Consider the following 19,760-nt stretch of genomic DNA (forward strand, 5'->3'; position numbering starts at 1 on the left):
GATGCGCGACTGGCGCTGGATGCTGCTGGTGCTGGCCCTGCTGCTGGGCTGGCTGCAGTACCGCTTCTGGTTCGGTCCGGGAAATTCGGGTGAAGTGATGATGCTCGAAGCCCAGGTCGCCAACCAGGAGCGGGACAATGAGGGCCTGCAGCAGCGCAATGATGCGCTCGCTGCGGAAGTGAAGGACCTCAAGGAAGGCCAGTCCGCCATCGAGGAGCGCGCGCGCAGCGAGCTGGGCATGATCAAGCCTGGCGAAAAGTTCTACCGCGTGGTCGAGGATGCGCCGGTCCACCTGGCGCAGCCTGCGGCAGGTGTCAGTGCGGAGGTCGGCGACCACCCGGCGGACGTGCCATGAGTGCGGCGATCTGGGTCGTGGTTCCGGCTGCTGGCCGTGGCACCCGCTTCGGCGCGCCGTTGCCCAAACAGTACCTGCAGGCAGGTGGGCAGATCCTGCTTGCCCATACCCTGGACGCCCTGCTGGCGCACCCGGCCGTGGCCGGGGCGATGGTGGTGATCGGCCAGGACGACGCCGACTGGCCCGGCTGGAACGAGTGGGCGGGCAAGCCGGTGCTGACCTGCATCGGTGGCGCGACCCGTGCCGCTTCGGTGCTGGCTGGCCTGCAGGCGCTGCCGGAGACGGTGCGCGCTGATGAGTTCGTACTGGTCCACGATGCCGCGCGGCCGAACCTGTCGCCGGCCGATCTTGGCCGCCTGCTTGAAGTCGGTCGTACCGATCCGGTCGGGGCGATCCTGGCTGCCCCGGTGCGCGACACGCTCAAGCGTGCGGGCGACGACGGTGGCATCGATGGCACCGAGCCGCGTGAGCGCCTGTGGCGCGCGCTGACACCACAGCTGTTCCGCCGCCACCAGCTCAGCCGCGCGTTGTCCGAAGCCGCGGCCGCCGGTGTCGAAGTCACCGACGAGGCCATGGCCATGGAGCGCCAGGGGCAGCGCCCGCTGCTGGTGGAAGGCAGTGAGGACAACTTCAAGGTCACCACCCCGGCCGATCTGGACCGGTTCGAATTCGTACTTTCCCGCCGCGCCGGCTGACCGTCCGCGCGGCCCTGCTGCAAGGGTTGCATCCATGAGCACCGCACCGTTCCCGCCCGTCCGTATCGGCCAGGGTTACGACGTCCATGCCTTCGGTGAAGGCGATCACATCATGCTCGGCGGCGTGAACGTGCCGCACAGCTGCGGCGTGCTCGCGCACAGCGATGGCGACGTGATCCTGCACGCCCTGTGCGATGCGATGCTCGGCGCGCTGGCGCTGGGCGACATCGGCCAGCATTTTCCGCCGAGTGACGACCGCTGGAAGGGCGCCGACAGCAGCGATTTCGTGCGCCACTGCGACAGCCTGCTGCGCGAGCGCGGCTGGCGCGTCGGCAACACTGACATCACCGTGATCTGCGAGCGGCCGAAGGTTGGCCCGCATGCGCTGGCGATGCGTGAGCGCATCGGTGGCCTGCTGCAGCTGCCGCTGGATGCGGTCAGCGTCAAGGCGACCACCTCGGAGAAGCTGGGGTTCACCGGTCGAGGTGAAGGCATCGCCGCACAGGCCGTTGTGCTGCTGGTGGCGGCATGATCCCGCTGCCGTTGGCGTTTGGCGCGCCGCTGTTGACGGCGCGCATCCGTACCACGCCGGACGATTTCCAGGTCGACGAGCTGCCGGCCTTCGAGGCCACCGGCGAAGGCGAGCACCTGCTGCTGCACATCCGCAAGCGCGGTGCCAATACCGTGCATGTGGCCAAGGTGCTGGCCAAGTGGGCGGGCCTGCCGGAAATGGCGGTGAGCTACGCCGGGATGAAGGATCGCCATGCGGTCACCACCCAACGTTTCAGCGTGCACCTGCCCAAGCGCGTCGCGCCGGACCTGGCCGAGCTGGCCAGTGACGAGATCGAAGTGCTCGAAGCGACCTGGCACAACCGCAAGCTGCAGCGTGGCGCATTGGCCGGCAACCGTTTCAAGCTGGTGCTGCGTGAAGTGCAGGGCGATGCCGCAGCGATCAGTGAACGCCTGCAGCAGATTGCCGGGCGTGGTCTGCCGAACTGGTTCGGCGAGCAGCGCTTTGGGCGCGACGGCGGCAATGTGCCGGCGGCACTGGCGATGTTCGGTGGCCGCCGCATGCGCAAGGATCAGCGTTCGCTGCTGCTGTCAGCGGCTCGTTCGGCGCTGTTCAACCGCGTGCTGGCCGCGCGTGTGGAGCAGGGCAACTGGGATCAGCCGCTGGAGGGTGAAGTGTGGATGCTCGATGGCAGCCGCAGCGTGTTCGGACCCGAGCCGTACACCGACGTGCTGGCCGAGCGCCTGGCACGCTTCGACATCCATCCCAGCGCACCGCTGTGGGGCGAAGGCGAGCTGCGCAGCAGCGATGCGGCACGCGAGCTGGAGCTGGCCGCGCTGGACGACGACGAGTCGAAGGCGCTGCGGGCCGGCCTGGAAGACGCGCGCCTGAAGCAGGAGCGCCGCGCGCTGCGCCTGCGCCCGGCGCTGCTGCAGCACCAGTGGCTGGCCGATGACGTGCTGGAACTGTCGTTCGCACTTCCGCCGGGCTGCTACGCCACGGCCGTGCTGCACGAGCTCGGCCCGGTCGAGGACGCCTCACAGGCCTGACAGAAAAAGGGGACGGAGGGAATTAAGTCGTTTGTGGCACAAACGACTTAATTCCCTCCGTCCCCTTTTTCATCTGCGTGCCAGCAGCACCAGCATCGCGCCGGTGCCGCCTTGCCCGGTCGGCGCCGAATGGAACGCCAGCACGTCGTTGCGCAGCCGCAGCAGGCGATCGACAAGGTTCTTCAGTACCGGCGCGCCGCCGTCGGACTGCAAACCTTTGCCGTGGATGATGCGCACGCAGCCGTATTCGTGTGCATGCGCTTCCAGCAGGAACTGGCGCAGCAGCGTCTCCGCCTGCGCGGCGGTGGCACCATGCAGGTCCAGCTCGTCCTGCACCGAATACTGGCCACGCTTCAGGCGCTGGAACAGGCGTGGTGGCAGGTTGTCGCGGCGATAGCTGGCCACGTCGCCGGCTTCCAGCGGCGTGCTGTCGCGCAGCAGCCGGGCGAACTCGCCGGCCGCTTCGGCCTCGTCACGTTCGGCCATGCGCGCGCGCGGCTTCGGCCGGGGCGCAGCCGGTGCCGGCTCGGCATCCTTGCGCAGCGGCGTCACTTCGCCGATGGCCGCACGGAACAATGCGGCCGGATCTTCGTCTTCAGGGTGCGACATGCGCACAGGTTAAACCGCCGGCGCAGGTCTGCCTATGACGGTTCGATGTCGGTCGTGACCGCCGGCAGGGTAGGACCGGCGGCTCGCATGCGGCACAATAGATGATGCCCTTGCAGGGTCGACGGCTTCCGCAGGGAGCACGACGGTCCCGCCCACACTGCACGGTGACGGAATCGAATTCTTGGAAAATCAAGCGGTTAAATCGAAGATGCGAATCCTGGTGAGTAACGACGACGGTGTCGACGCCGCAGGCATCCGGATGCTGGCCTCGGTGCTGCGCGAGGCTGGACACGAAGTCACGGTGGTCGCACCCGACCGCGATCGCTCCGGCGCCAGCAACTCGCTGACCCTGGACCTGCCGATCCGCCTCAAGCGCATCGACCATTACACTGTCTCGGTGGCCGGTACGCCCACCGACTGCGTGCACCTGGCGCTGACCGGCCTGCTTGAATTCGAGCCCGACATTGTCGTGTCCGGTATCAACAACGCCGCCAACCTCGGCGATGATGTGATCTATTCCGGCACCGTTTCGGCGGCGATGGAAGGTCGTTTCCTCGGCCTGCCGGCGGTGGCGGTCTCGCTGGTCACCCGCAACCACGATCCGAAACACTTCGAGACCGCCGCGCGCGCTGCGGTGGAGATCGTCGCCCGGCTCAAGGCCGATCCGCTGCCGGCTGACACCATCCTCAACGTCAACGTGCCTGACCTGCCGTGGAGCGAGGTCAAGGGCTTCGAGGTCACCCGCCTCGGCAACCGCCATCGCGCCGAAGGCTGCATCGCGCAGAAGGACCCACGCGGCAACGAGGTCTACTGGATCGGCCCGGCCGGTCGTGAGCAGGACTCCGGCCCCGGCACCGATTTCCACGCGGTACGCACTGGCCACATCTCGATCACTCCGATCCAGGTCGACCTGACCCGCTACCAGGCACTGGAGAAAGTGGCCAGCTGGGTCGGCGGCCTCAGCGCCGCGCTGGACCAGCCGGCATGAGCCCACGCCTGCGCCTGCAACCGGAAGCCGTTGGTATCGGCATGACCTCGCAGCGCGTGCGTGACCGCCTGGTCGATCGCCTGCGCGAGGCCGGCATCGTCGACGAGTCGACCTTGAATGCGATCCGGGTGGTGCCACGTCATCTGTTCATCGATGAAGCGCTGGCGTCACGTGCCTACGAAGACACCGCCCTGCCGATCGGCCACGGCCAGACCATCTCACAGCCGTGGGTGGTGGCGCGCATGACCGAGGCCGTGCTGCAGGTCTCGCCGAAGAAGGTGCTGGAAGTCGGTACCGGCTCCGGCTACCAGGCCGCCGTGCTCGGCGCGCTGGGCCTGGAAATCTACACAGTCGAGCGCATCGGCGACCTGCTGCGACAGGCGCGCAAGCGCTTCCGCGCGCTGGGCATGAACATCCGTACCAAGCATGACGACGGCCGCGCCGGCTGGGCCGAGCATGGCCCGTTCGATGCCATCGTGGTCACCGCCGCGGCGCCCGCACTGGTCGATGAACTGGTCGGGCAGCTGGCCGAGGGCGGCCGCCTGGTGGCGCCGGTCGGCGGGCCGGGCGGGCAGTCGCTGGTGCAGCTGGACCGCAAGGCTGACGGCAGCATCGAACAACGCGTGCTGGCGCCGGTCACCTTCGTGCCGCTGCTGTCCGGCATGCTTGACTAATCCACGGAGCAGGGTTGCATGAAGATTTTCGGGCCGCTGTACGAGCGGGCGATGAAGTGGGCGGCGCACGAACGCGCGCCGACCTACCTGACGGTGCTGAGCTTCTTCGAGGCGATCATCTTCCCGGTGATGCCGGAAGTGATGCTGGCGCCGATGTGCGTGGCCCAGCCGAAACGCGGCTGGTGGTTCGCCACCCTCAGCCTGGCCGGCTCGATGGTCGGCGCGCTGGTCGGCTATGCGCTGGGTCATTACGCCTTCGAGGCGATCAAGCCGCTGTTCGAAGCGCTGGGCATGCTGCCGGCGATCGAGCAGGGCATCACCACCGTGCAGGCGAAGATGGCCGAGTCGCCGTGGGCGGTGTTCACCTTCCTGGTGCTGGGCGGCTTCATGCCCATCCCGATGAAGGTCTTCACGTGGGCATCAGGTATCGTCGGTGTACCGATGCCGCAGTATCTGTTGAGCATGCTGATCGGTCGTGGCAAGCGCGTGTTCGTGCTGGCCGCGGTCATCCGTATCGGTGGTGCGCGTGCTGAAGCGGCACTGCGTCGCTGGATTGAACCGCTGGGCTGGATCGCCACCGCGTTGGTGGTGGTGCTGATCGCCTGGTTTGTATGGAGGTCGAAGTTCGCATGAGTCCTGATCGTCTGAGCAAGGGAGTGCGCATCGGCGCGCTGGCGTTGCTGGTTTCCACCCTGACCGCCTGCGGCACCGCAACCGTGGTCCGCCCGGGCGGCGGCAGCACCGGTGGCGTGACCACGCCGAAGACTTCGGTACCCAAGCCCGGGCAGACCGTGGTCGTGCGCAAGGGCGATACCATCTATGCGCTGGCCCGCATCCACGACATCACCCCGGCCGACCTGATTGCCTGGAACAGCCTGGACAACCCGTCGACCATTCATCCGGGCCAGGTGATCCGGCTGTATCCGGCCGGAGCCAGTGGCGGCCGTGCGCCCACCACGGTGGTCACCCCGCCGCGTCCGGGTAGCAGCAGTGGCGGCAGCACCGCGCCGGCCCCGGCGCCGGTCGGTCCGGTGAAGAGCAACATCGCCTGGCGCTGGCCGGCCGATGGCGCGATCGTTGGCCGCTACGTGGCCGGTGACGCCACCAAGCAGGGCGTTGATATCGCCGGCACCAGCGGCCAGGCGGTGAAAGCCACCGCCAATGGCGTGGTGGTCTACTCCGGTGCCGGCCTGGTCGGCTACGGCGAGCTGATCATCATCAAGCACAGCGACCAGTGGCTGTCGGCCTATGGCCACAACCGCAAGCGCCTGGTGAATGAAGGGCAGAGCGTGAAGGCCGGCGAGCAGATCGCCGAGATGGGCCGTACCGGTGCGAACCGCGACATGGTCCACTTCGAGATTCGCTACAACGGCAAGCCGGTCGACCCGCAGCAGTACCTTCCGGCGCGCTGATCGCCGTTGGAACGGGGAGCGCCGGGCCACGCCCGGCGATCCTGACCTGTAGCGTCGAGCCATGTTCGGCTCGGGTACCGCAGAGGCTCGGTCACTTGCGATCTTGTGTGTCGCAGGCTCACCTTCACGGCGGATGGAATACCCGGCATTCTTGAGCGATCCCATCCGCTCCGGTGCCGCATGTTCCGCTTTGCTTCCGCGCTCGCACTGCTCACCGTCGCGCCGCTGGCCGCAGCAGCCAGCGATCCGCGTGACGTGGTTACCCGTCTCTACGACGCGGTCCAGGCGCCGGCTTCGAACGAAACGGCCATTCCGTCACTGCTGGGCGATGCCCTGCGCTCAGCCGTCGACGCGCAGCGCGCTTACGAGCGGACCTGTGCCGCGTTGGCCGCGCACGACGAGAAGCCGCATATGCTCGACCAGAGTCCGTATCTGCTGGCGCCGGATCGACCGGAAACGATATCTGTAGGAATGCCCGGATCGAGCGGTGACGTCACCTGGATCCGCGTCGACATGGCCGTGGGCGACTATCGTTGGACCGACCGGGTCCTGCTGCAGCGGCAGGACCGGGACTGGAAGGTCATGGATATCCGCTGGGGGCAGGGCGGCAACCTGATTGGCCGGCTCAAGGCGTTCTCGGCCTTCCGCTGCACATCTTCGGGCAGCTAGCGCCGGGAGGCACCCGGCGACTCGACCTCAGCCTTCCAGAATGAAAGCAGCCGCGACCTTGCGGCCTTCGCCGGCCAGGATGTTGAAGGTGCGTGCGGCGGCCGGGTTGTTCATCACTTCCAGGCCGATCCCGCGCGACAGGCAGGCGGCCATCACCACCGCTGGCGGGAACACCTGGCGATCACCGGTACCGAGCACGATCAGCGCCGGGTTCAGCGCCAGGATCGGCTCCAGGTCCGCCAGCTGCAGCGCGGCGGCACTCGCCACCGGCCAGTGCGTGACCAGCTGGTCCGGGGTCAGGAAGAAACTGCTGCCCAGCACCTGGTCATTCACCTTGGCCGAGCGGCCATCGGCGGCGCGCAGGCTGTAGGCGTAATCCGGCGGTTCGTGGTTCAGCTGCATGGCAGTGGGGCGATCAGCCGCGCGGCAGCACGATCTGGCGCTGTTCCTTGCTCGGGCGGTACAGCACGGCGACGTGGCCGATGCGCTGCACCAGCGCGCTCTCGGTGGCTTCGACGATCTCGCCGATCATCACGTCACGGGCGTCGCGGTCTTCGGCAGCGACCTTCACCTTGACCAGCTCGTGGCGCTCCAGCACTTCGTTCAGCTCAGCGATGAAGGCCGGGGTCACGCCCTTGCCGCCGGTCTGCAGCAGGGCCTTCAGGTCGTGGGCTTGGCCGCGCAGGAAACGGGTCTGGGAGGCGGTCAGGGCGATGGACATGCAGGAAAACACGGTTGAATGGGGCGATCAGGGTATCATGAGGACCCCATCAGCCCCTATTTTCAATGGCTACCCGCAGCAAAAGCAGCCAGCGCTGGCTCAAGGAACACTTCTCCGACCCCTTCGTGAAGAAGGCCCAGGCCGAAGGCATGCGCTCGCGCGCCGCCTACAAGCTCGAAGAGCTGCTTGAACGTGACCGGTTGCTGAAGCCGCACATGGTGGTGGTCGACCTCGGTGCGGCCCCTGGCGGTTGGTCTCAGCAGGTGCGGAGACAGATCGGCGACACCGGTCGCGTGCTGGCCCTGGACATCCTCGACATGCCGCCGCTGGCCGGCGTGGAGTTCCTTCATGGTGACTTCAGGGAAGAAGCCGTCCTATCTCAGTTTGAAGCCATGCTCGGGGATCAGCCGGTAGACCTTGTGCTGTCGGACATGGCCCCCAATAAGAGTGGTGTGGGCGCGGTCGACCAGCCGCGGATGATGCACCTGGCGGAGCTGGCCCTGGATTTTGCCGACAACCACCTGAAGACCGGTGGGGCATTCCTGATCAAGCTGTTCCAGGGTGAAGGCTTTGACGACTACGTGCGCGACATGCGCCGCCGGTACGACAAGGTCTCCATCCGTAAGCCGGAAGCGTCGCGCAAGCGCTCTCCCGAGGTGTATGCCTTGGGTCAGGGAAAACGCGCCCACATGAAGTAAGCTCGCAACGTACGCAAGTTCGACCCCAACGCAACGCCAGCACTGAGAGGAACACCGGAGCCAATGAGGATGAACGACTTGACCAAGAACCTCCTGCTATGGGTGGTCGTCGCCGTCGTGCTGATGGTGGTCTTCCAGAGCTTCTCGCCGAAGTCCTCCGGGGCCGGCGCGCAGGGCGCGTCGTACTCGCAGTTCCTGGACCAGGTGGACAGCGGCAACGTGCAGAAGGTCGCCTTCGGCGGCGACATGCGCGGCGGCACCAGCCAGCTGACCTACACCACCCGCGGTGGGCAGTCGTCCACCATCACCGCGCCGTTCGATCGTGACCTGATCAACGTGCTGCGTACCAAGAACGTGGAAATCGTGCAGGAGGAGCCGTCCAGCGGCATTTCCCTCGGCGCGATCCTGATGAATTTCCTGCCGGTCATCCTGATCATCGGCTTCTGGTTGTTCATCATGCGCCAGATGCAGGGCGGTGGCGGTGGTGCCAAGGGCGCGATGTCCTTCGGCAAGTCGCGCGCCAAGCTGCAGGGCGAGGACCAGATCAAGGTCACCTTCGCCGACGTCGCCGGTTGTGACGAGGCCAAGGAAGAAGTAGGCGAGCTGGTCGACTTCCTGCGCGACCCGTCCAAATTCACCAAGCTGGGCGGCAAGATTCCGCGCGGCGTGCTGATGGTGGGTCCGCCGGGTACCGGCAAGACGCTGCTGGCCAAGGCCATCGCGGGCGAGGCCAAGGTGCCGTTCTTCTCGATCTCCGGTTCGGACTTCGTGGAAATGTTCGTCGGCGTCGGTGCCAGCCGCGTGCGCGACATGTTCGAGCAGGCCAAGAAGCATGCCCCGTGCATCATCTTCATCGACGAAATCGATGCTGTCGGTCGCCACCGTGGTGCCGGCCTGGGTGGCGGTCATGACGAGCGCGAGCAGACCCTGAACCAGCTGCTGGTCGAGATGGACGGTTTCGAAGGTGGCGAAGGCGTGATCGTGATCGCCGCGACCAACCGTCCGGACGTGCTGGACCCGGCGCTGCTGCGTCCGGGCCGTTTCGACCGCCAGGTCGTGGTCGGCCTGCCGGACGTGAAGGGCCGCGAGCACATCCTGAAGGTCCACATGCGCAAGCTGCCGCTGGCCGACGACGTCGAGCCGATGGTGATCGCGCGTGGTACCCCGGGCTTCTCTGGTGCCGACCTGGCCAACCTCTGCAACGAGGCCGCCCTGTTCGCTGCACGTGGCAACGAGAAGGAAGTCCGCATGGACCACTTCGACCGTGCCCGCGACAAGATCCTGATGGGTGCCGAGCGCCGCTCGATGGCCATGAGCGAGGAGGAGAAGACCCTCACCGCCTACCACGAAGCCGGCCACGCCATCGTTGGTCGTCTGGTGCCCGAGCATGATCCGGTCTACAAGGTCACCATCATCCCGCGCGGCCGTGCGCTGGGTGTGACCATGTACCTGCCGGAAGGCGACAAGTACTCGATGAACCGCGTGGCGATCAAGTCGCAGCTGTGCTCGCTGTACGGTGGTCGTGTGGCCGAGGAGCTGATCTTCGGTGCCGACAAGGTCACCACCGGTGCCTCCAACGACATCGAACGCGCTACCAAGATGGCCCGCAACATGGTCACCAAGTGGGGTCTGTCCGACCAGCTCGGCCCGATCGCCTATGGCGAAGAGGACGACGAGGTGTTCCTGGGCCGTTCGGTCACGCAGCACAAGAGCGTGTCCAACGACACCGCGCGCCGCATTGACGAGGAAGTTCGCAACATCCTCGACGAGGCCTATGCGCGTACCACCGAGCTGATGACCGCCAACCTGGACAAGCTGCACGCGATGTCCCAGCTGCTGCTGCAGTACGAGACCATCGACGCGCCGCAGATCGACGCCATCATGGAAGGTCGCGATCCGCCGCCGCCGGCCGGTTGGAACAAGTCGAACAAGGACGGTGGCGACGACAAGGGCGGCGACGTCCGTCCGCTGCCGCCGATCGCAGGCCCGGCCGAATCGCACTGACGGCCCGCTGTACGTGACACCAGACGAGGCCGGGGCAACCCGGCTTCGTCGTTTCCGGGCCACTGGCCCATTCCGAAGAACTGATCTGACGCTGGAGCCCGCATGTCCGCCCCGAAGCCCGAACCGATTTCCCACACCGTCGAAATGGTCATCGCCACCGTGGTCGGCGTGGGTGTAGGCCTGGGAGCCGACAACCTGCTGCTGGGCTGCGTGGTGGGTATCGGTGTCGGCATCGTGCTGAGCATCGCCAAGACCCTGTACGTGGACCGCAAGCGCCGCCGCCGTTGAGGGGTGTCGGGAGGGCTGCCCCCTGCACCCGTGGTAGTGCCGGCCGCTGGCCGGCAACCTCAGCAGCAGCAACAGCAACAGCGACACCGCCCCACCTCTGACAGATTCGTGCTGCTGTTGGTAGGTGTCGACCTTGGTCGACACGGTGGATCCACGCCATGCGTGGATGCATTTCGATTCCAATTCGAAATATTCGATTCCGATGGAGATTCATCCACGCATGGCGTGGATCTACTGCAGATCGCGGAGATCTGTCGAAGGCGGGGTGGGTCCGGTTGCGGGGGCGTGAGCCGCATGGATGCGGCGACCGAGCCTACATGGACGTATTTGCGGCGTCCCCCGCAACTGGACCCACCCCGCCATCCCACAGGAAACCCGCTGTTGCTGTTGCCCTGGCCTCTGCGGGTGCAGGGCGCCGCCCTGCCGAACTAAACTACCCGCCGTTGTCCCTGCAGGATTGCCCATGTTCGATACCTCGCCCCAGCTCGATTGCGCCGGCCGCATACTGCGCCTCGACCGTGCCCGGGTCATGGGCATCGTCAACGTCACCCCGGACTCGTTCTCCGATGGCGGCGCGCACGACACCACCGATGCCGCCGTCGCTCACGGCCTGAAGCTGGTGGAGGAAGGCGCCGACCTGCTCGATATCGGTGGCGAATCCACCCGCCCGGGCGCTGCGCCGGTATCGGTGGAGGATGAGCTGCGCCGGGTGATTCCGGTGATCGAGCAGCTGGCGGCCCGCACCCAGGTGCCGATCAGCATCGACACCTTCAAGCCGGAGGTGATGCGCGCGGCGGTGGACGCTGGCGCCGGCATGATCAACGACATCTTCGGCCTGCGTCAGGACGGGGCGTTGGACGCCGCCGCTGCAACCGGCGTGCCGGTGGTGCTGATGCACATGCAGGGCGAGCCGGGCCATATGCAGGCCGACCCGCACTACGACGACGTGGTTGCCGAGGTGCATGGCTTCCTGGTGCAGCGCCTTTTCGCCGCCGAGATGGCGGGCATTGCGAAGAAGAACCTGCTGATCGATCTCGGTTTCGGCTTCGGCAAGACCACCGCGCACAACGTGACCCTGCTGGCGCGCTCCGAGCGCTTCCTGGAACTGGGCGTGCCGGTGCTGGCCGGCCTGTCGCGCAAGCGCAGCCTGGGCGAACTGACCTGCCGCGACACGCCGTCCGAGCGGGTCGCGGCTTCGGTGGCCGCACACCTGATCGCGGTCCAGCGCGGTGCGCGCATCGTGCGCGTGCATGACGTGGCGGCCACCGTCGATGCGCTGAAGATCTGGCAGGCGGTGGAAGCCGTGCCGACGCCGCGTGCCGACGCCACGCCGACGATCCGCTGGCCGGACGAAGACTGATGGGCATCGACCGGCGGCCACTGGCGATCGCCGTGATGGGGCCGACCGCCAGTGGCAAGACTGCCACCGCGATCGCCCTGGCACAGCAGCTGGATGGCGAAATCGTCAGCGTCGATTCCGCGCTGGTCTACCGCCACCTGGATATCGGTTCGGCCAAGCCTGATGCGGCCGAGCGTGCGCAGGCGCCGCACCATCTGCTGGACCTGCGCGATCCCTGGCAGACCTACTCGGCGGCTGAGTTCGCCGCCGATGCCGGCCGGGTCGTGGCGGAGATCGTGGCGCGTGGCAAAACGCCGATCTTCGCAGGTGGCACAGGGCTGTACTTCCGGGCCCTGCTGCAGGGCCTGTCGCCGATGCCGGAGGCCGATCCGGTGATGCGCGAAGCGCTCAGCGCCGAAGCCGCCGAACGCGGTTGGGCAGCACTGCATGCGGAGCTGGCGGAGGTCGATCCGGCTGCCGCGGCGCGGATCCATGCCACCGACCCGCAGCGCATCCAACGGGCCCTGGAGGTCTATCGCCTCACCGGCACCCCCATCTCTGAATGGCAGCGCCGGCCGGGTGTGGCGCCGTTGCCGGTGCGCACCCTGAAGCTGATCCTGGCCCCACGTGACCGCGCGGTGCTGCACCAGCGTATCGAAGCGCGCTTCGACGCCATGCTGGCGCAGGGCTTTCTCGACGAGGTGCGGGCGTTGCGCGCGATGCCGGAAATGGCCGCCGTGACGGCGCCGCTGGACCTGCCGGCGGTGCGCGCGGTCGGCTACCGCCAGGCCTGGGAGTACCTGGACGGGGCGGGCGATGCCGCCCGTTTCCGTGACAAGGCGATCTTCGCCACCCGCCAGCTTGCCAAGCGCCAGCTGACCTGGCTGCGCGGCGAGCTTGATGCGCGCTGGTTCGACCCCCATGTCGATGGGGAGCGCCTGGCCAGCGCGGTGTCGACCTTCGTCGCACGCTGAACCCCCGCCAGCCGTGTAACATCATCGGTCGGCGGGCGGCTCGGGGGCCGTGGCAACCGTCGGCAACCCAATAAGAACAATAATCAGGAGTGTGCAATGTCCAAGGGGCAATCGCTGCAGGATCCTTTCTTGAACGCACTGCGGCGCGAACGCGTGCCGGTTTCGGTGTACCTGGTGAACGGCATCAAGCTGCAGGGCACGATCGAGTCGTTCGACCAGTTCGTGGTCCTGCTGCGCAACACGGTCAGTCAGATGGTCTACAAGCACGCCATTTCCACGGTCGTCCCGGCACGCAACGTGAAGGTCGGTCCGGGCGGTGGTTACGTGCAGTCGGGTGAAGGTGGTCAGGCAGGTGATGAAGCAGACGAGTAAGACCGGAGCGGTGAATGTTTGACCGCTCGAAAAAGGGCGAACACGCCCTGTTGATCCAGCCCCATTTCGGCAAGCTGGAAGACGATGTGCTGGAAGAATTCGGCGATCTGGCCCGCTCGGCTGGGGCCAGCATCGCCGCGACGATCACCGCGCGCCTGGACCGTCCGAATCCGTCGACCCTGATCGGCAGCGGCAAGCTGGACGAGATCAAGGCCGCGGCCGACGCCAGCGGTGCCGACCTGATCCTGGTCAACCATGCGTTGAGCCCGGGCCAGGAGCGCAACCTGGAACGCTTCCTCGAGCGCCGGGTGATCGACCGCACCGGCCTGATCCTGGACATCTTTGCCCAGCGTGCGCACAGCCACGAAGGCAAGCTGCAGGTCGAGCTGGCGCAGCTGCGTCATCTGGCCACGCGGCTGGTGCGCGGCTGGACCCATCTGGAGCGCCAGCGCGGCGGTTCGATCGGCCTGCGCGGCCCGGGTGAAACCCAGCTGGAAACCGACCGCCGCCTGCTGCAGAAGCGCGTGGAGCAGCTGCAGAAGCGCCTGGAAAAGGTCGAAGTGCAGCGCACCCAGATGCGCCGTGCGCGTGTGCGCAGCGAGCTGCCGCGCGTGGCCCTGGTGGGCTACACCAACGCTGGCAAGTCGACCCTGTTCAACGCCATGACCGGCGCCGAGGCCTATGCCGCCGACCAGCTGTTCGCAACGCTGGATCCGACCGTGCGCCGCATCGCGGTGCCGGGTGGCAACGTGGTGCTGGCCGATACCGTCGGCTTCGTCCGTGATCTGCCGCATGATCTGGTCGCCGCGTTCCGCTCGACCCTGTCCGAGGCGCGCGAGGCTGATTTCCTGCTGCACGTGGTCGACGCCGCTGACCCGCACCGCGAGGAGCGCATCGCCCAGGTGGACGAGGTACTGACCGCGGTCGGTGCCGGTGACCTGCCGCAGCTGCTGGTGTTCAACAAGATCGATCGCATCGACGGCGCCGAGGTCCGCCATGATGGCCAGGACGGTATCCCGGACGAGTCGCGTCGCGAGCGGGTGTGGATTTCCGCGCGTGACGGGCAGGGCCTGGAGCTGCTGCAGTCGGTGCTGGGCAAGCGCCTGGGCCTGCAGCATGTCACCGGCGAACTGCGCCTGCCGCCGGATGCCGGCCGCCTGCGTGCGCGCCTGCACCAGCTGGAAGTGATCCGCAGCGAGCAGGCCGACGAAGACGGCTGGCTGCTGCAGGTCGACCTGCCGATTGCCGAAGCCGAAAAGCTGGCTGCCAGTGCTGACGGCGCGCCGATCCGGGCGCTGCTGCCGGAGAAACTGCCGGAGTGGTGAGGTAGCGGCCGATGCCTGGTAGTGCCGGCCGCTGGCCGGCAACGCAACCGCGCCGGAGGCCCGCGACATCCGCCTGTCATCTGCGGTACAACGTGCAGGTTCTTCACCCCACCGTCATGCCGATGTCCATTCCCACCGACGCTGAACTCAATACCCAGTCCGCCGCGCTCGGGCAGCGCCTGCAGCGGGCCTCGCTGCAGCTGGTGACCGCTGAAAGCTGCAGTGGTGGCTGGATCGCCAAGTGCATGACCGATATCGCCGGTTCCTCGGCGTTCTTCGACTGCGGCATGGTGGTCTACAGCTACGAAGCCAAGCAGCGCCTGCTGGGCGTGCGTGCGCAGACGCTGGAGCAGTTTGGCGCGGTCAGCCGCGAAACCGTGCTGGAAATGGTGTCCGGTGCGCTGGTCAATTCCGGCGCCGGCATCGCCGTGGCGGTGACTGGGATCGCCGGCCCCGGTGGCGGCAGTCCGGACAAGCCGGTCGGCAGCGTCTGGATCGGCTGGAAGCGCCGTGGCGGCTATGCCCGCGCCGAGCTGTTCCAGTTCGATGGCGACCGCGAAGCCATCCGCCGGCAAACCGTGGCAGCGGCATTGCGCGGTATCGACGCCCAGCTGTGACATGCTGCTCCGGTAATCGTCCGGAGCACGCATGATGTGGGAAACGCTGGGCACGGTCCGTGACCTGGGCCGACTGCAGGAAATCGCCGTCGTCCTGATCCGCTATGGCTTCGGCGACGTGGTGCGGCGCATCGGCCTGGCCAGCACATTGGAGCGGGCAGGGCGCCTGCTGCACTGGAACGAGGAGCGGCAGGAACTGCTGCGGATGACCGCGCCGGTGCGTGTGCGCAGCGCGATGCAGGATCTCGGCCCGACCTTCGTCAAGCTCGGCCAGGTGCTGGCGACGCGCGTCGACCTGCTGCCGCCGGAATGGATCGCCGAGCTCTCTGAGCTGCAGAACGCGGTGCCGGCGCTGCCATACGCGGATATCCGCGAGCAGCTCGAAGCCGATCTTGGTGCGTCTCCGCAGGACGTGTTCGCGTTCCTCGATGAAACCCCGATGGCCGCCGCCTCGCTGGCGCAGGCCCATCGCGCGCGCCTGCATGATGGTCGCGAGGTAGTGCTGAAGGTGCGCCGTCCCGGCATCCGCGATGTGGTCGAGGCCGACCTGCGGCTGCTGGCCCGCCTGGCCGAGATCGTCGAGGCCCGACTGCTGGACCTGCGTCGCTATCGTCCGGCCGAGGTTGTGCAGCAGTTCACCGTATCGCTGCGCCGCGAGCTGGATTTCGCCGCCGAATGCCGCAATGCCGAGCGCATCGCGCGCAACTTCAAAGGCCGCGACGACATCCTGATTCCGAGCGTGCACTGGCAGTGGACCTGCGAGAGCCTGAACGTGCAGGACTTCGTCGACGGCATTCCCGGCCGTGACCTCGCCGGCGTCGATGCGGCAGGACTGGATCGGCGCGAACTGGCACGGCGCGGTGCGGACATCGTGTTGAAGATGGTGCTGGAGGACGGCAGCTTCCACGCTGACCCGCATCCGGGCAACATCATCTACCTGCGCGACGGCCGTATCGGCGTGATCGATTTCGGCATGGTCGGCGCGCTGTCGGAAGTGCGCCGCTTCCAGGTCGCGCAACTGCTGCACGGGCTGGTCGAGCAGGACCCGCAGGGCGTGGCCGACGTGCTGCTGGACTGGGCCGGTGGCGTGGAAGTGGACGAGAACCGGCTGCAGCACGACATCAGCCAGTTCGTTGATCAGTATCGTGGCGTGCCGCTGAAGGACCTGCGCATCGGCCTGATGCTGGGCGATATCACCCAGCTGCTGCGCAGCTACAGCCTGACCCTGCCGGCCGACCTGGCGCTGATGATCAAGGCGTTCCTGACCCTGGAAGGCATGGGTCGGCAGCTCGACCCGGATTTCGACATGGCCAGTGCCGCGCGCCCGTTCCTGGAGCGGGTGGTGCTGCAGCGCTATGCGCCCAGGGCGCTGCTCAAGCGAGGCCGGCGCAGCCTGCTGGGCCTGGTTGACTTCGCTGGCGAGTTGCCGCGCGACCTGCGCAAGCTGGTCCAGGCGGCGCGCCGTGGGCGCCTGCAGCTGAAGGTGGAAACCAGCGCATTGCAGGGGTTCGGCGAGCAGGTCAACCGCGCCGCGAACCGGCTGGTGATGGGCATCGTCACCGCCGCGCTGATCATCGGCTCGTCGATCGTGATGCACAGCGTCGGCGGCGTCTCCAGTCGCTGGCTGCTGGCACTGGGCGTGTGCGGCTTCATCGGCGCCGGCTTCTGCGGCGTGTGGATCCTGTTCTCGATATGGAGAAGCGGTAAACACACGTGAGTGTGTTTGCCGCAGCGGTTCCCAGCGGGAAGCGCGGAATCGCTCCGCGATTCCTGTAGAGCCGACCGCTGGTCGGCTGCTTTTGCTCCTGGTGCCGGGCCAAGCCCGGCGACGCTTGCCGAGCACGGGCTCGGCACTACAGAACCCGCCCCGGCACTTGCAGTCCCACATGTTAGTAGTAATACTACTAACCATGGACCTGACCGACACCCAGCAGGCGATCCTGCAGTTGATCGCCGAGCGTATCGAGAGCGAAGGCGCACCGCCGTCGCAGACTGAAATCGCACGTGCGTTCGGCTTCAAGGGCGTGCGCGCGGCCCAGTACCACCTGGAAGCCCTGGAGCAGGCCGGTGCGATCCGTCGCATCCCCGGCCAGGCCCGTGGCATCCGCCTGGTGCAGGCGCCGCCAGTGGAAACGCTGGCCGAGCCGGGCCTGCCCGACAGCGTGCTGCGCCTGCCGGTGCTCGGCCGGGTCGCGGCCGGCCTGCCGATCGGCGCCGACATCGGCTCGGACGATTTCGTGGTGCTGGACCGGGTGTTCTTCTCGCCGGCGCCGGACTACCTGCTGAAGGTGCAGGGCGATTCGATGATCGACGAGGGCATCTTCGACGGTGACCTGATCGGCGTGCACCGCACCCGCGACGCCCATTCCGGGCAGATCGTGGTGGCCCGCATCGATGACGAGATCACCGTCAAGCTGCTGAAGATCGCCAAGGATCGTATCCGCCTGCTGCCGCGCAATCCCGATTACAAGCCGATCGAGGTGCTGCCGGACCAGGACTTCGCGATCGAAGGCCTCTATTGCGGCCTGCTGCGGCCCAACCGTTGACCCGTTCCATAGCGCATTACCCCGCGGTCTTTTGTGGCGATTCTCTGGTTCCACTGAGGTTGGTACGGATGTCCGATAATTCTTTTCAGAGCGCCGGGCAGAATCTCAGCCTGTGCGATACGTCCGACTTAAAGTGAACCCATGGCAAAGAAGACCCCCAAAGACAGCACCTCCAACGACACGACCTCTGCAAGGACCAATCCGATGGACGAGAACAAGAAGCGCGCCCTCGCTGCAGCTCTGGGCCAGATCGAAAAGCAGTTCGGCAAGGGCTCGGTGATGCGCATGGGCGACCGCGTGGTCGAGCCCGTCGAAGCCATCCCGACCGGTTCGCTGATGCTCGACATCGCGCTGGGCATTGGTGGTCTGCCGAAGGGCCGTGTCGTTGAAATCTACGGGCCGGAATCCTCGGGCAAGACCACGCTGACCCTGCAGGCCATCGCCGAATGCCAGAAGCTGGGCGGCACCGCAGCCTTCATCGACGCCGAACACGCGCTGGACCCGATCTACGCCGCCAAGTTGGGCGTGAACGTGGACGACCTGCTGCTGTCGCAGCCGGATACCGGCGAGCAGGCGCTGGAAATCGCCGACATGCTGGTCCGTTCGGGTTCGGTCGACATCCTGGTGATCGACTCGGTCGCCGCGCTGACCCCGAAGGCCGAAATCGAAGGCGAGATGGGCGACCAGCTGCCGGGCCTGCAGGCCCGCCTGATGAGCCAGGCGCTGCGCAAGCTGACCGGCAACATCAAGCGCTCCAACACCCTGGTGATCTTCATCAACCAGCTGCGCATGAAGATCGGCGTGATGATGCCGGGCCAGAGCCCGGAAACCACCACCGGTGGCAACGCGCTGAAGTTCTACGCCTCGGTCCGCCTGGACATCCGCCGTATCGGCGCGATCAAGAAGGGTGACGAGATCATCGGTAACCAGACCAAGATCAAGGTCGTCAAGAACAAGCTGGCACCTCCGTTCAAGCAGGTCATCACCGAGATCCTGTATGGCGAAGGCATCAGCCGCGAAGGCGAACTGATCGACATGGGTGTTGATGCCAAGCTGGTCGAGAAGGCTGGCGCCTGGTACAGCTACGGTGAAGAACGCATTGGCCAGGGCAAGGACAACGCCCGCGGCTACCTGCGCGACAACCCGACCGTCGCCGCCAAGCTCGAGGCCGAGCTTCGCGAGAAATTCCAGCCGGCCGAAGCGGCCCGCGAGGAAGGCGACGACGAAGGCGACGACGAGTAAGGCTTGCTGTGGGGCAGGGCGGCGCCGTCAGTGACGTCGCCCTGTCCCGCAGGTTCGAATCGCCCAGGGATGGGCTGGGCGCCACGGATGGCGCCACCCTTGGAGTACCCATGTCCGACGCCGAAGACATTCCGACGGGCCGCAAACGCCGGCCGCGTGAGCAGACCCCCGTGCAACGCGCGCTGGGCCTGCTGGTCCGCCGCGAGCACTCGCGCAAGGAGCTCACCCGCAAGCTGACCGCCCGTGGCATCGAAGACGAAGCCGCGCAGGCCGCTGTCGCCAAGCTGACCGAGGCCGGTTGGCAGGACGACACCCGATTCGCCGAAAACCTGGTGCGGATGCGCGCCAATACCGGTTATGGGCCGATCCATGTCCGCGCCGAGCTGGGGACCCACGGCCTGGACAGTGCCGCGATTGCCGCCGCGATGGACAGCTACGAAGGCGACTGGCAGGAAAACGCCCGTGATCTGGTCCGCAGGCGCTTTGGCGAGGCCGGCCCGCAGGACCTGACCCAGCGGCGCAAGGCCGCCGATCTGCTGGCCCGACGCGGCTTCGACGGCGACAGCATCCGCCGTGCGACCCGCTACGACCCGGATGACTGAGACTGGCGGCGCCGGGCCTGATACCCTTTAGGTTTTCGGCGGTCCCTCGCGACCCTGGCCAATGCGGCCG

General features: G+C 66.9%; 24 protein-coding genes. 21 read left to right on the top strand and 3 right to left on the bottom strand.

Translation table 11 applies throughout. The annotated features are described in order from the left end of the window. The first annotated feature begins 1 nt into the window (after position 1). Genes ftsB through truD form a run of 4 tightly spaced genes read left to right on the top strand, consistent with a single transcriptional unit; the run spans position 2 to position 2,610 of the window. A complete protein-coding gene (gene ftsB, locus AC5P57_RS04625) occupies positions 2–355 on the top strand; it encodes a cell division protein FtsB (RefSeq protein ID WP_134528797.1) in 354 nt (117 codons plus the stop codon). Next, the gene (gene ispD / locus AC5P57_RS04630; RefSeq protein ID WP_099551451.1) at positions 352–1,050 is read left to right on the top strand and encodes a 2-C-methyl-D-erythritol 4-phosphate cytidylyltransferase; all 699 of its coding nucleotides are present in this window, start codon (positions 352–354) and stop codon (positions 1,048–1,050) included. Before ftsB ends, ispD begins: the two co-directional genes overlap by 4 nt. Positions 1,051–1,084: 34 nt before the next feature. Beyond that, entirely contained in the window at positions 1,085–1,582 is a 498-nt protein-coding gene (gene ispF, locus AC5P57_RS04635) for a 2-C-methyl-D-erythritol 2,4-cyclodiphosphate synthase (RefSeq protein ID WP_005409005.1), read from the top strand. Further along, entirely contained in the window at positions 1,579–2,610 is a 1,032-nt protein-coding gene (gene truD / locus AC5P57_RS04640) for a tRNA pseudouridine(13) synthase TruD (protein ID WP_142807691.1), read from the top strand. Before ispF ends, truD begins: the two co-directional genes overlap by 4 nt. Before the next feature lie 69 nt (positions 2,611–2,679). Here the strand turns inward: truD and AC5P57_RS04645 are convergent, their stop codons facing one another. After that, complete coding sequence (locus AC5P57_RS04645; protein WP_099551449.1) at positions 2,680–3,219, bottom strand: Smr/MutS family protein; 540 nt, start codon at positions 3,217–3,219, stop codon at positions 2,680–2,682. Positions 3,220–3,427: 208 nt separating this feature from the next. Here AC5P57_RS04645 and surE point away from each other — a divergent pair, with 208 nt between their 5' ends. From surE to AC5P57_RS04670, 5 genes are all read left to right on the top strand, one after another. Beyond that, complete coding sequence (gene surE / locus AC5P57_RS04650) at positions 3,428–4,207, top strand: 5'/3'-nucleotidase SurE (protein ID WP_010485979.1); 780 nt, start codon at positions 3,428–3,430, stop codon at positions 4,205–4,207. After that, positions 4,204–4,881: a protein-L-isoaspartate(D-aspartate) O-methyltransferase gene (locus AC5P57_RS04655; RefSeq protein ID WP_049429575.1), complete on the top strand. Its 678-nt coding sequence runs from the start codon at positions 4,204–4,206 to the stop codon at positions 4,879–4,881. The genes surE and AC5P57_RS04655 overlap by 4 nt, the downstream gene beginning before the upstream one ends. Positions 4,882–4,899: 18 nt before the next feature. Further along, positions 4,900–5,514: a YqaA family protein gene (locus AC5P57_RS04660; protein WP_495219490.1), complete on the top strand. Its 615-nt coding sequence runs from the start codon at positions 4,900–4,902 to the stop codon at positions 5,512–5,514. Further along, entirely contained in the window at positions 5,511–6,293 is a 783-nt protein-coding gene (locus AC5P57_RS04665; protein WP_099551448.1) for a peptidoglycan DD-metalloendopeptidase family protein, read from the top strand. Before AC5P57_RS04660 ends, AC5P57_RS04665 begins: the two co-directional genes overlap by 4 nt. Positions 6,294–6,473: 180 nt before the next feature. Beyond that, complete coding sequence (locus tag AC5P57_RS04670; RefSeq protein WP_142807693.1) at positions 6,474–6,962, top strand: hypothetical protein; 489 nt, start codon at positions 6,474–6,476, stop codon at positions 6,960–6,962. A 27-nt stretch (positions 6,963–6,989) separates the two neighbouring features. Here AC5P57_RS04670 and AC5P57_RS04675 read toward each other — a convergent pair whose 3' ends face one another. Next, positions 6,990–7,364, bottom strand: a complete 375-nt coding sequence (locus AC5P57_RS04675; RefSeq protein WP_099551446.1) for an Mth938-like domain-containing protein — start codon at positions 7,362–7,364, stop codon at positions 6,990–6,992. Positions 7,365–7,377: 13 nt separating this feature from the next. Further along, complete coding sequence (yhbY, locus tag AC5P57_RS04680; protein ID WP_004152868.1) at positions 7,378–7,683, bottom strand: ribosome assembly RNA-binding protein YhbY; 306 nt, start codon at positions 7,681–7,683, stop codon at positions 7,378–7,380. A 65-nt stretch (positions 7,684–7,748) separates the two neighbouring features. Here yhbY and rlmE point away from each other — a divergent pair, with 65 nt between their 5' ends. From rlmE to recX, 12 genes are all read left to right on the top strand, one after another. Continuing rightward, positions 7,749–8,381: a 23S rRNA (uridine(2552)-2'-O)-methyltransferase RlmE gene (gene rlmE, locus AC5P57_RS04685; RefSeq protein WP_005409014.1), complete on the top strand. Its 633-nt coding sequence runs from the start codon at positions 7,749–7,751 to the stop codon at positions 8,379–8,381. A gap of 69 nt (positions 8,382–8,450) precedes the next feature. Further along, positions 8,451–10,385, top strand: coding sequence for an ATP-dependent zinc metalloprotease FtsH (ftsH, locus tag AC5P57_RS04690; protein ID WP_495219491.1), 1,935 nt, complete (start codon positions 8,451–8,453; stop codon positions 10,383–10,385). 102 nt (positions 10,386–10,487) lie between these two features. Then, positions 10,488–10,673 carry a hypothetical protein gene (locus tag AC5P57_RS04695; RefSeq protein ID WP_043034328.1) on the top strand — a complete coding sequence of 62 codons (186 nt, stop codon included), beginning with the start codon at positions 10,488–10,490 and terminating at the stop codon, positions 10,671–10,673. Positions 10,674–11,136: 463 nt separating this feature from the next. Then, the gene (gene folP, locus AC5P57_RS04700) at positions 11,137–12,033 is read left to right on the top strand and encodes a dihydropteroate synthase (protein ID WP_262236371.1); all 897 of its coding nucleotides are present in this window, start codon (positions 11,137–11,139) and stop codon (positions 12,031–12,033) included. Next, positions 12,033–12,986: a tRNA (adenosine(37)-N6)-dimethylallyltransferase MiaA gene (gene miaA / locus AC5P57_RS04705; protein ID WP_262236374.1), complete on the top strand. Its 954-nt coding sequence runs from the start codon at positions 12,033–12,035 to the stop codon at positions 12,984–12,986. The genes folP and miaA overlap by 1 nt, the downstream gene beginning before the upstream one ends. A gap of 96 nt (positions 12,987–13,082) precedes the next feature. Next, positions 13,083–13,358 (top strand): RNA chaperone Hfq, encoded by a 276-nt coding sequence (hfq, locus tag AC5P57_RS04710; protein WP_004152891.1) that lies wholly within the window; start codon positions 13,083–13,085, stop codon positions 13,356–13,358. A gap of 14 nt (positions 13,359–13,372) precedes the next feature. Further along, on the top strand, positions 13,373–14,683 hold the full coding sequence (gene hflX, locus AC5P57_RS04715) for a ribosome rescue GTPase HflX (RefSeq protein WP_262236377.1): 1,311 nt from the start codon (positions 13,373–13,375) through the stop codon (positions 14,681–14,683). A gap of 122 nt (positions 14,684–14,805) precedes the next feature. Then, positions 14,806–15,300, top strand: coding sequence for a CinA family protein (locus AC5P57_RS04720; RefSeq protein WP_262236378.1), 495 nt, complete (start codon positions 14,806–14,808; stop codon positions 15,298–15,300). Between the two features lie 34 nt (positions 15,301–15,334). After that, the gene (gene ubiB, locus AC5P57_RS04725) at positions 15,335–17,017 is read left to right on the top strand and encodes a 2-polyprenylphenol 6-hydroxylase (protein WP_262236393.1); all 1,683 of its coding nucleotides are present in this window, start codon (positions 15,335–15,337) and stop codon (positions 17,015–17,017) included. A gap of 193 nt (positions 17,018–17,210) precedes the next feature. Continuing rightward, positions 17,211–17,846, top strand: coding sequence for a transcriptional repressor LexA (lexA, locus tag AC5P57_RS04730; RefSeq protein WP_099551441.1), 636 nt, complete (start codon positions 17,211–17,213; stop codon positions 17,844–17,846). 204 nt (positions 17,847–18,050) lie between these two features. Then, positions 18,051–19,088 carry a recombinase RecA gene (recA, locus tag AC5P57_RS04735; RefSeq protein ID WP_049428133.1) on the top strand — a complete coding sequence of 346 codons (1,038 nt, stop codon included), beginning with the start codon at positions 18,051–18,053 and terminating at the stop codon, positions 19,086–19,088. A gap of 110 nt (positions 19,089–19,198) precedes the next feature. Beyond that, on the top strand, positions 19,199–19,690 hold the full coding sequence (gene recX, locus AC5P57_RS04740; protein ID WP_005409024.1) for a recombination regulator RecX: 492 nt from the start codon (positions 19,199–19,201) through the stop codon (positions 19,688–19,690). The last annotated feature ends 70 nt before the right edge of the window (positions 19,691–19,760 follow it).

This window comes from Stenotrophomonas sp. YJH_SMC_79 (assembly GCF_059367995.1).

What these genes read in the sequence shown, in the direction of transcription:
- rlmE (WP_005409014.1), top strand. Translation starts at nt 7,749, where the DNA reads ATGGCTACCCGCAGCAAAAGCAGCCAGCGCTGGCTCAAGGAACACTTC.
- ftsH (WP_495219491.1), top strand. Translation starts at nt 8,451, where the DNA reads ATGAACGACTTGACCAAGAACCTCCTGCTATGGGTGGTCGTCGCCGTC.
- ispD (WP_099551451.1), top strand. Translation starts at nt 352, where the DNA reads ATGAGTGCGGCGATCTGGGTCGTGGTTCCGGCTGCTGGCCGTGGCACC.
- AC5P57_RS04695 (WP_043034328.1), top strand. Translation starts at nt 10,488, where the DNA reads ATGTCCGCCCCGAAGCCCGAACCGATTTCCCACACCGTCGAAATGGTC.
- lexA (WP_099551441.1), top strand. Translation starts at nt 17,211, where the DNA reads ATGGACCTGACCGACACCCAGCAGGCGATCCTGCAGTTGATCGCCGAG.
- AC5P57_RS04655 (WP_049429575.1), top strand. Translation starts at nt 4,204, where the DNA reads ATGAGCCCACGCCTGCGCCTGCAACCGGAAGCCGTTGGTATCGGCATG.
- AC5P57_RS04645 (WP_099551449.1), bottom strand. Translation starts at nt 3,219, where the DNA reads ATGTCGCACCCTGAAGACGAAGATCCGGCCGCATTGTTCCGTGCGGCC.
- recX (WP_005409024.1), top strand. Translation starts at nt 19,199, where the DNA reads ATGTCCGACGCCGAAGACATTCCGACGGGCCGCAAACGCCGGCCGCGT.
- AC5P57_RS04720 (WP_262236378.1), top strand. Translation starts at nt 14,806, where the DNA reads ATGTCCATTCCCACCGACGCTGAACTCAATACCCAGTCCGCCGCGCTC.
- folP (WP_262236371.1), top strand. Translation starts at nt 11,137, where the DNA reads ATGTTCGATACCTCGCCCCAGCTCGATTGCGCCGGCCGCATACTGCGC.
- truD (WP_142807691.1), top strand. Translation starts at nt 1,579, where the DNA reads ATGATCCCGCTGCCGTTGGCGTTTGGCGCGCCGCTGTTGACGGCGCGC.
- AC5P57_RS04665 (WP_099551448.1), top strand. Translation starts at nt 5,511, where the DNA reads ATGAGTCCTGATCGTCTGAGCAAGGGAGTGCGCATCGGCGCGCTGGCG.
- recA (WP_049428133.1), top strand. Translation starts at nt 18,051, where the DNA reads ATGGACGAGAACAAGAAGCGCGCCCTCGCTGCAGCTCTGGGCCAGATC.
- AC5P57_RS04670 (WP_142807693.1), top strand. Translation starts at nt 6,474, where the DNA reads ATGTTCCGCTTTGCTTCCGCGCTCGCACTGCTCACCGTCGCGCCGCTG.
- surE (WP_010485979.1), top strand. Translation starts at nt 3,428, where the DNA reads ATGCGAATCCTGGTGAGTAACGACGACGGTGTCGACGCCGCAGGCATC.
- AC5P57_RS04675 (WP_099551446.1), bottom strand. Translation starts at nt 7,364, where the DNA reads ATGCAGCTGAACCACGAACCGCCGGATTACGCCTACAGCCTGCGCGCC.
- ubiB (WP_262236393.1), top strand. Translation starts at nt 15,335, where the DNA reads ATGTGGGAAACGCTGGGCACGGTCCGTGACCTGGGCCGACTGCAGGAA.
- yhbY (WP_004152868.1), bottom strand. Translation starts at nt 7,683, where the DNA reads ATGTCCATCGCCCTGACCGCCTCCCAGACCCGTTTCCTGCGCGGCCAA.
- AC5P57_RS04660 (WP_495219490.1), top strand. Translation starts at nt 4,900, where the DNA reads ATGAAGATTTTCGGGCCGCTGTACGAGCGGGCGATGAAGTGGGCGGCG.
- hflX (WP_262236377.1), top strand. Translation starts at nt 13,373, where the DNA reads ATGTTTGACCGCTCGAAAAAGGGCGAACACGCCCTGTTGATCCAGCCC.
- ftsB (WP_134528797.1), top strand. Translation starts at nt 2, where the DNA reads ATGCGCGACTGGCGCTGGATGCTGCTGGTGCTGGCCCTGCTGCTGGGC.
- hfq (WP_004152891.1), top strand. Translation starts at nt 13,083, where the DNA reads ATGTCCAAGGGGCAATCGCTGCAGGATCCTTTCTTGAACGCACTGCGG.
- miaA (WP_262236374.1), top strand. Translation starts at nt 12,033, where the DNA reads ATGGGCATCGACCGGCGGCCACTGGCGATCGCCGTGATGGGGCCGACC.
- ispF (WP_005409005.1), top strand. Translation starts at nt 1,085, where the DNA reads ATGAGCACCGCACCGTTCCCGCCCGTCCGTATCGGCCAGGGTTACGAC.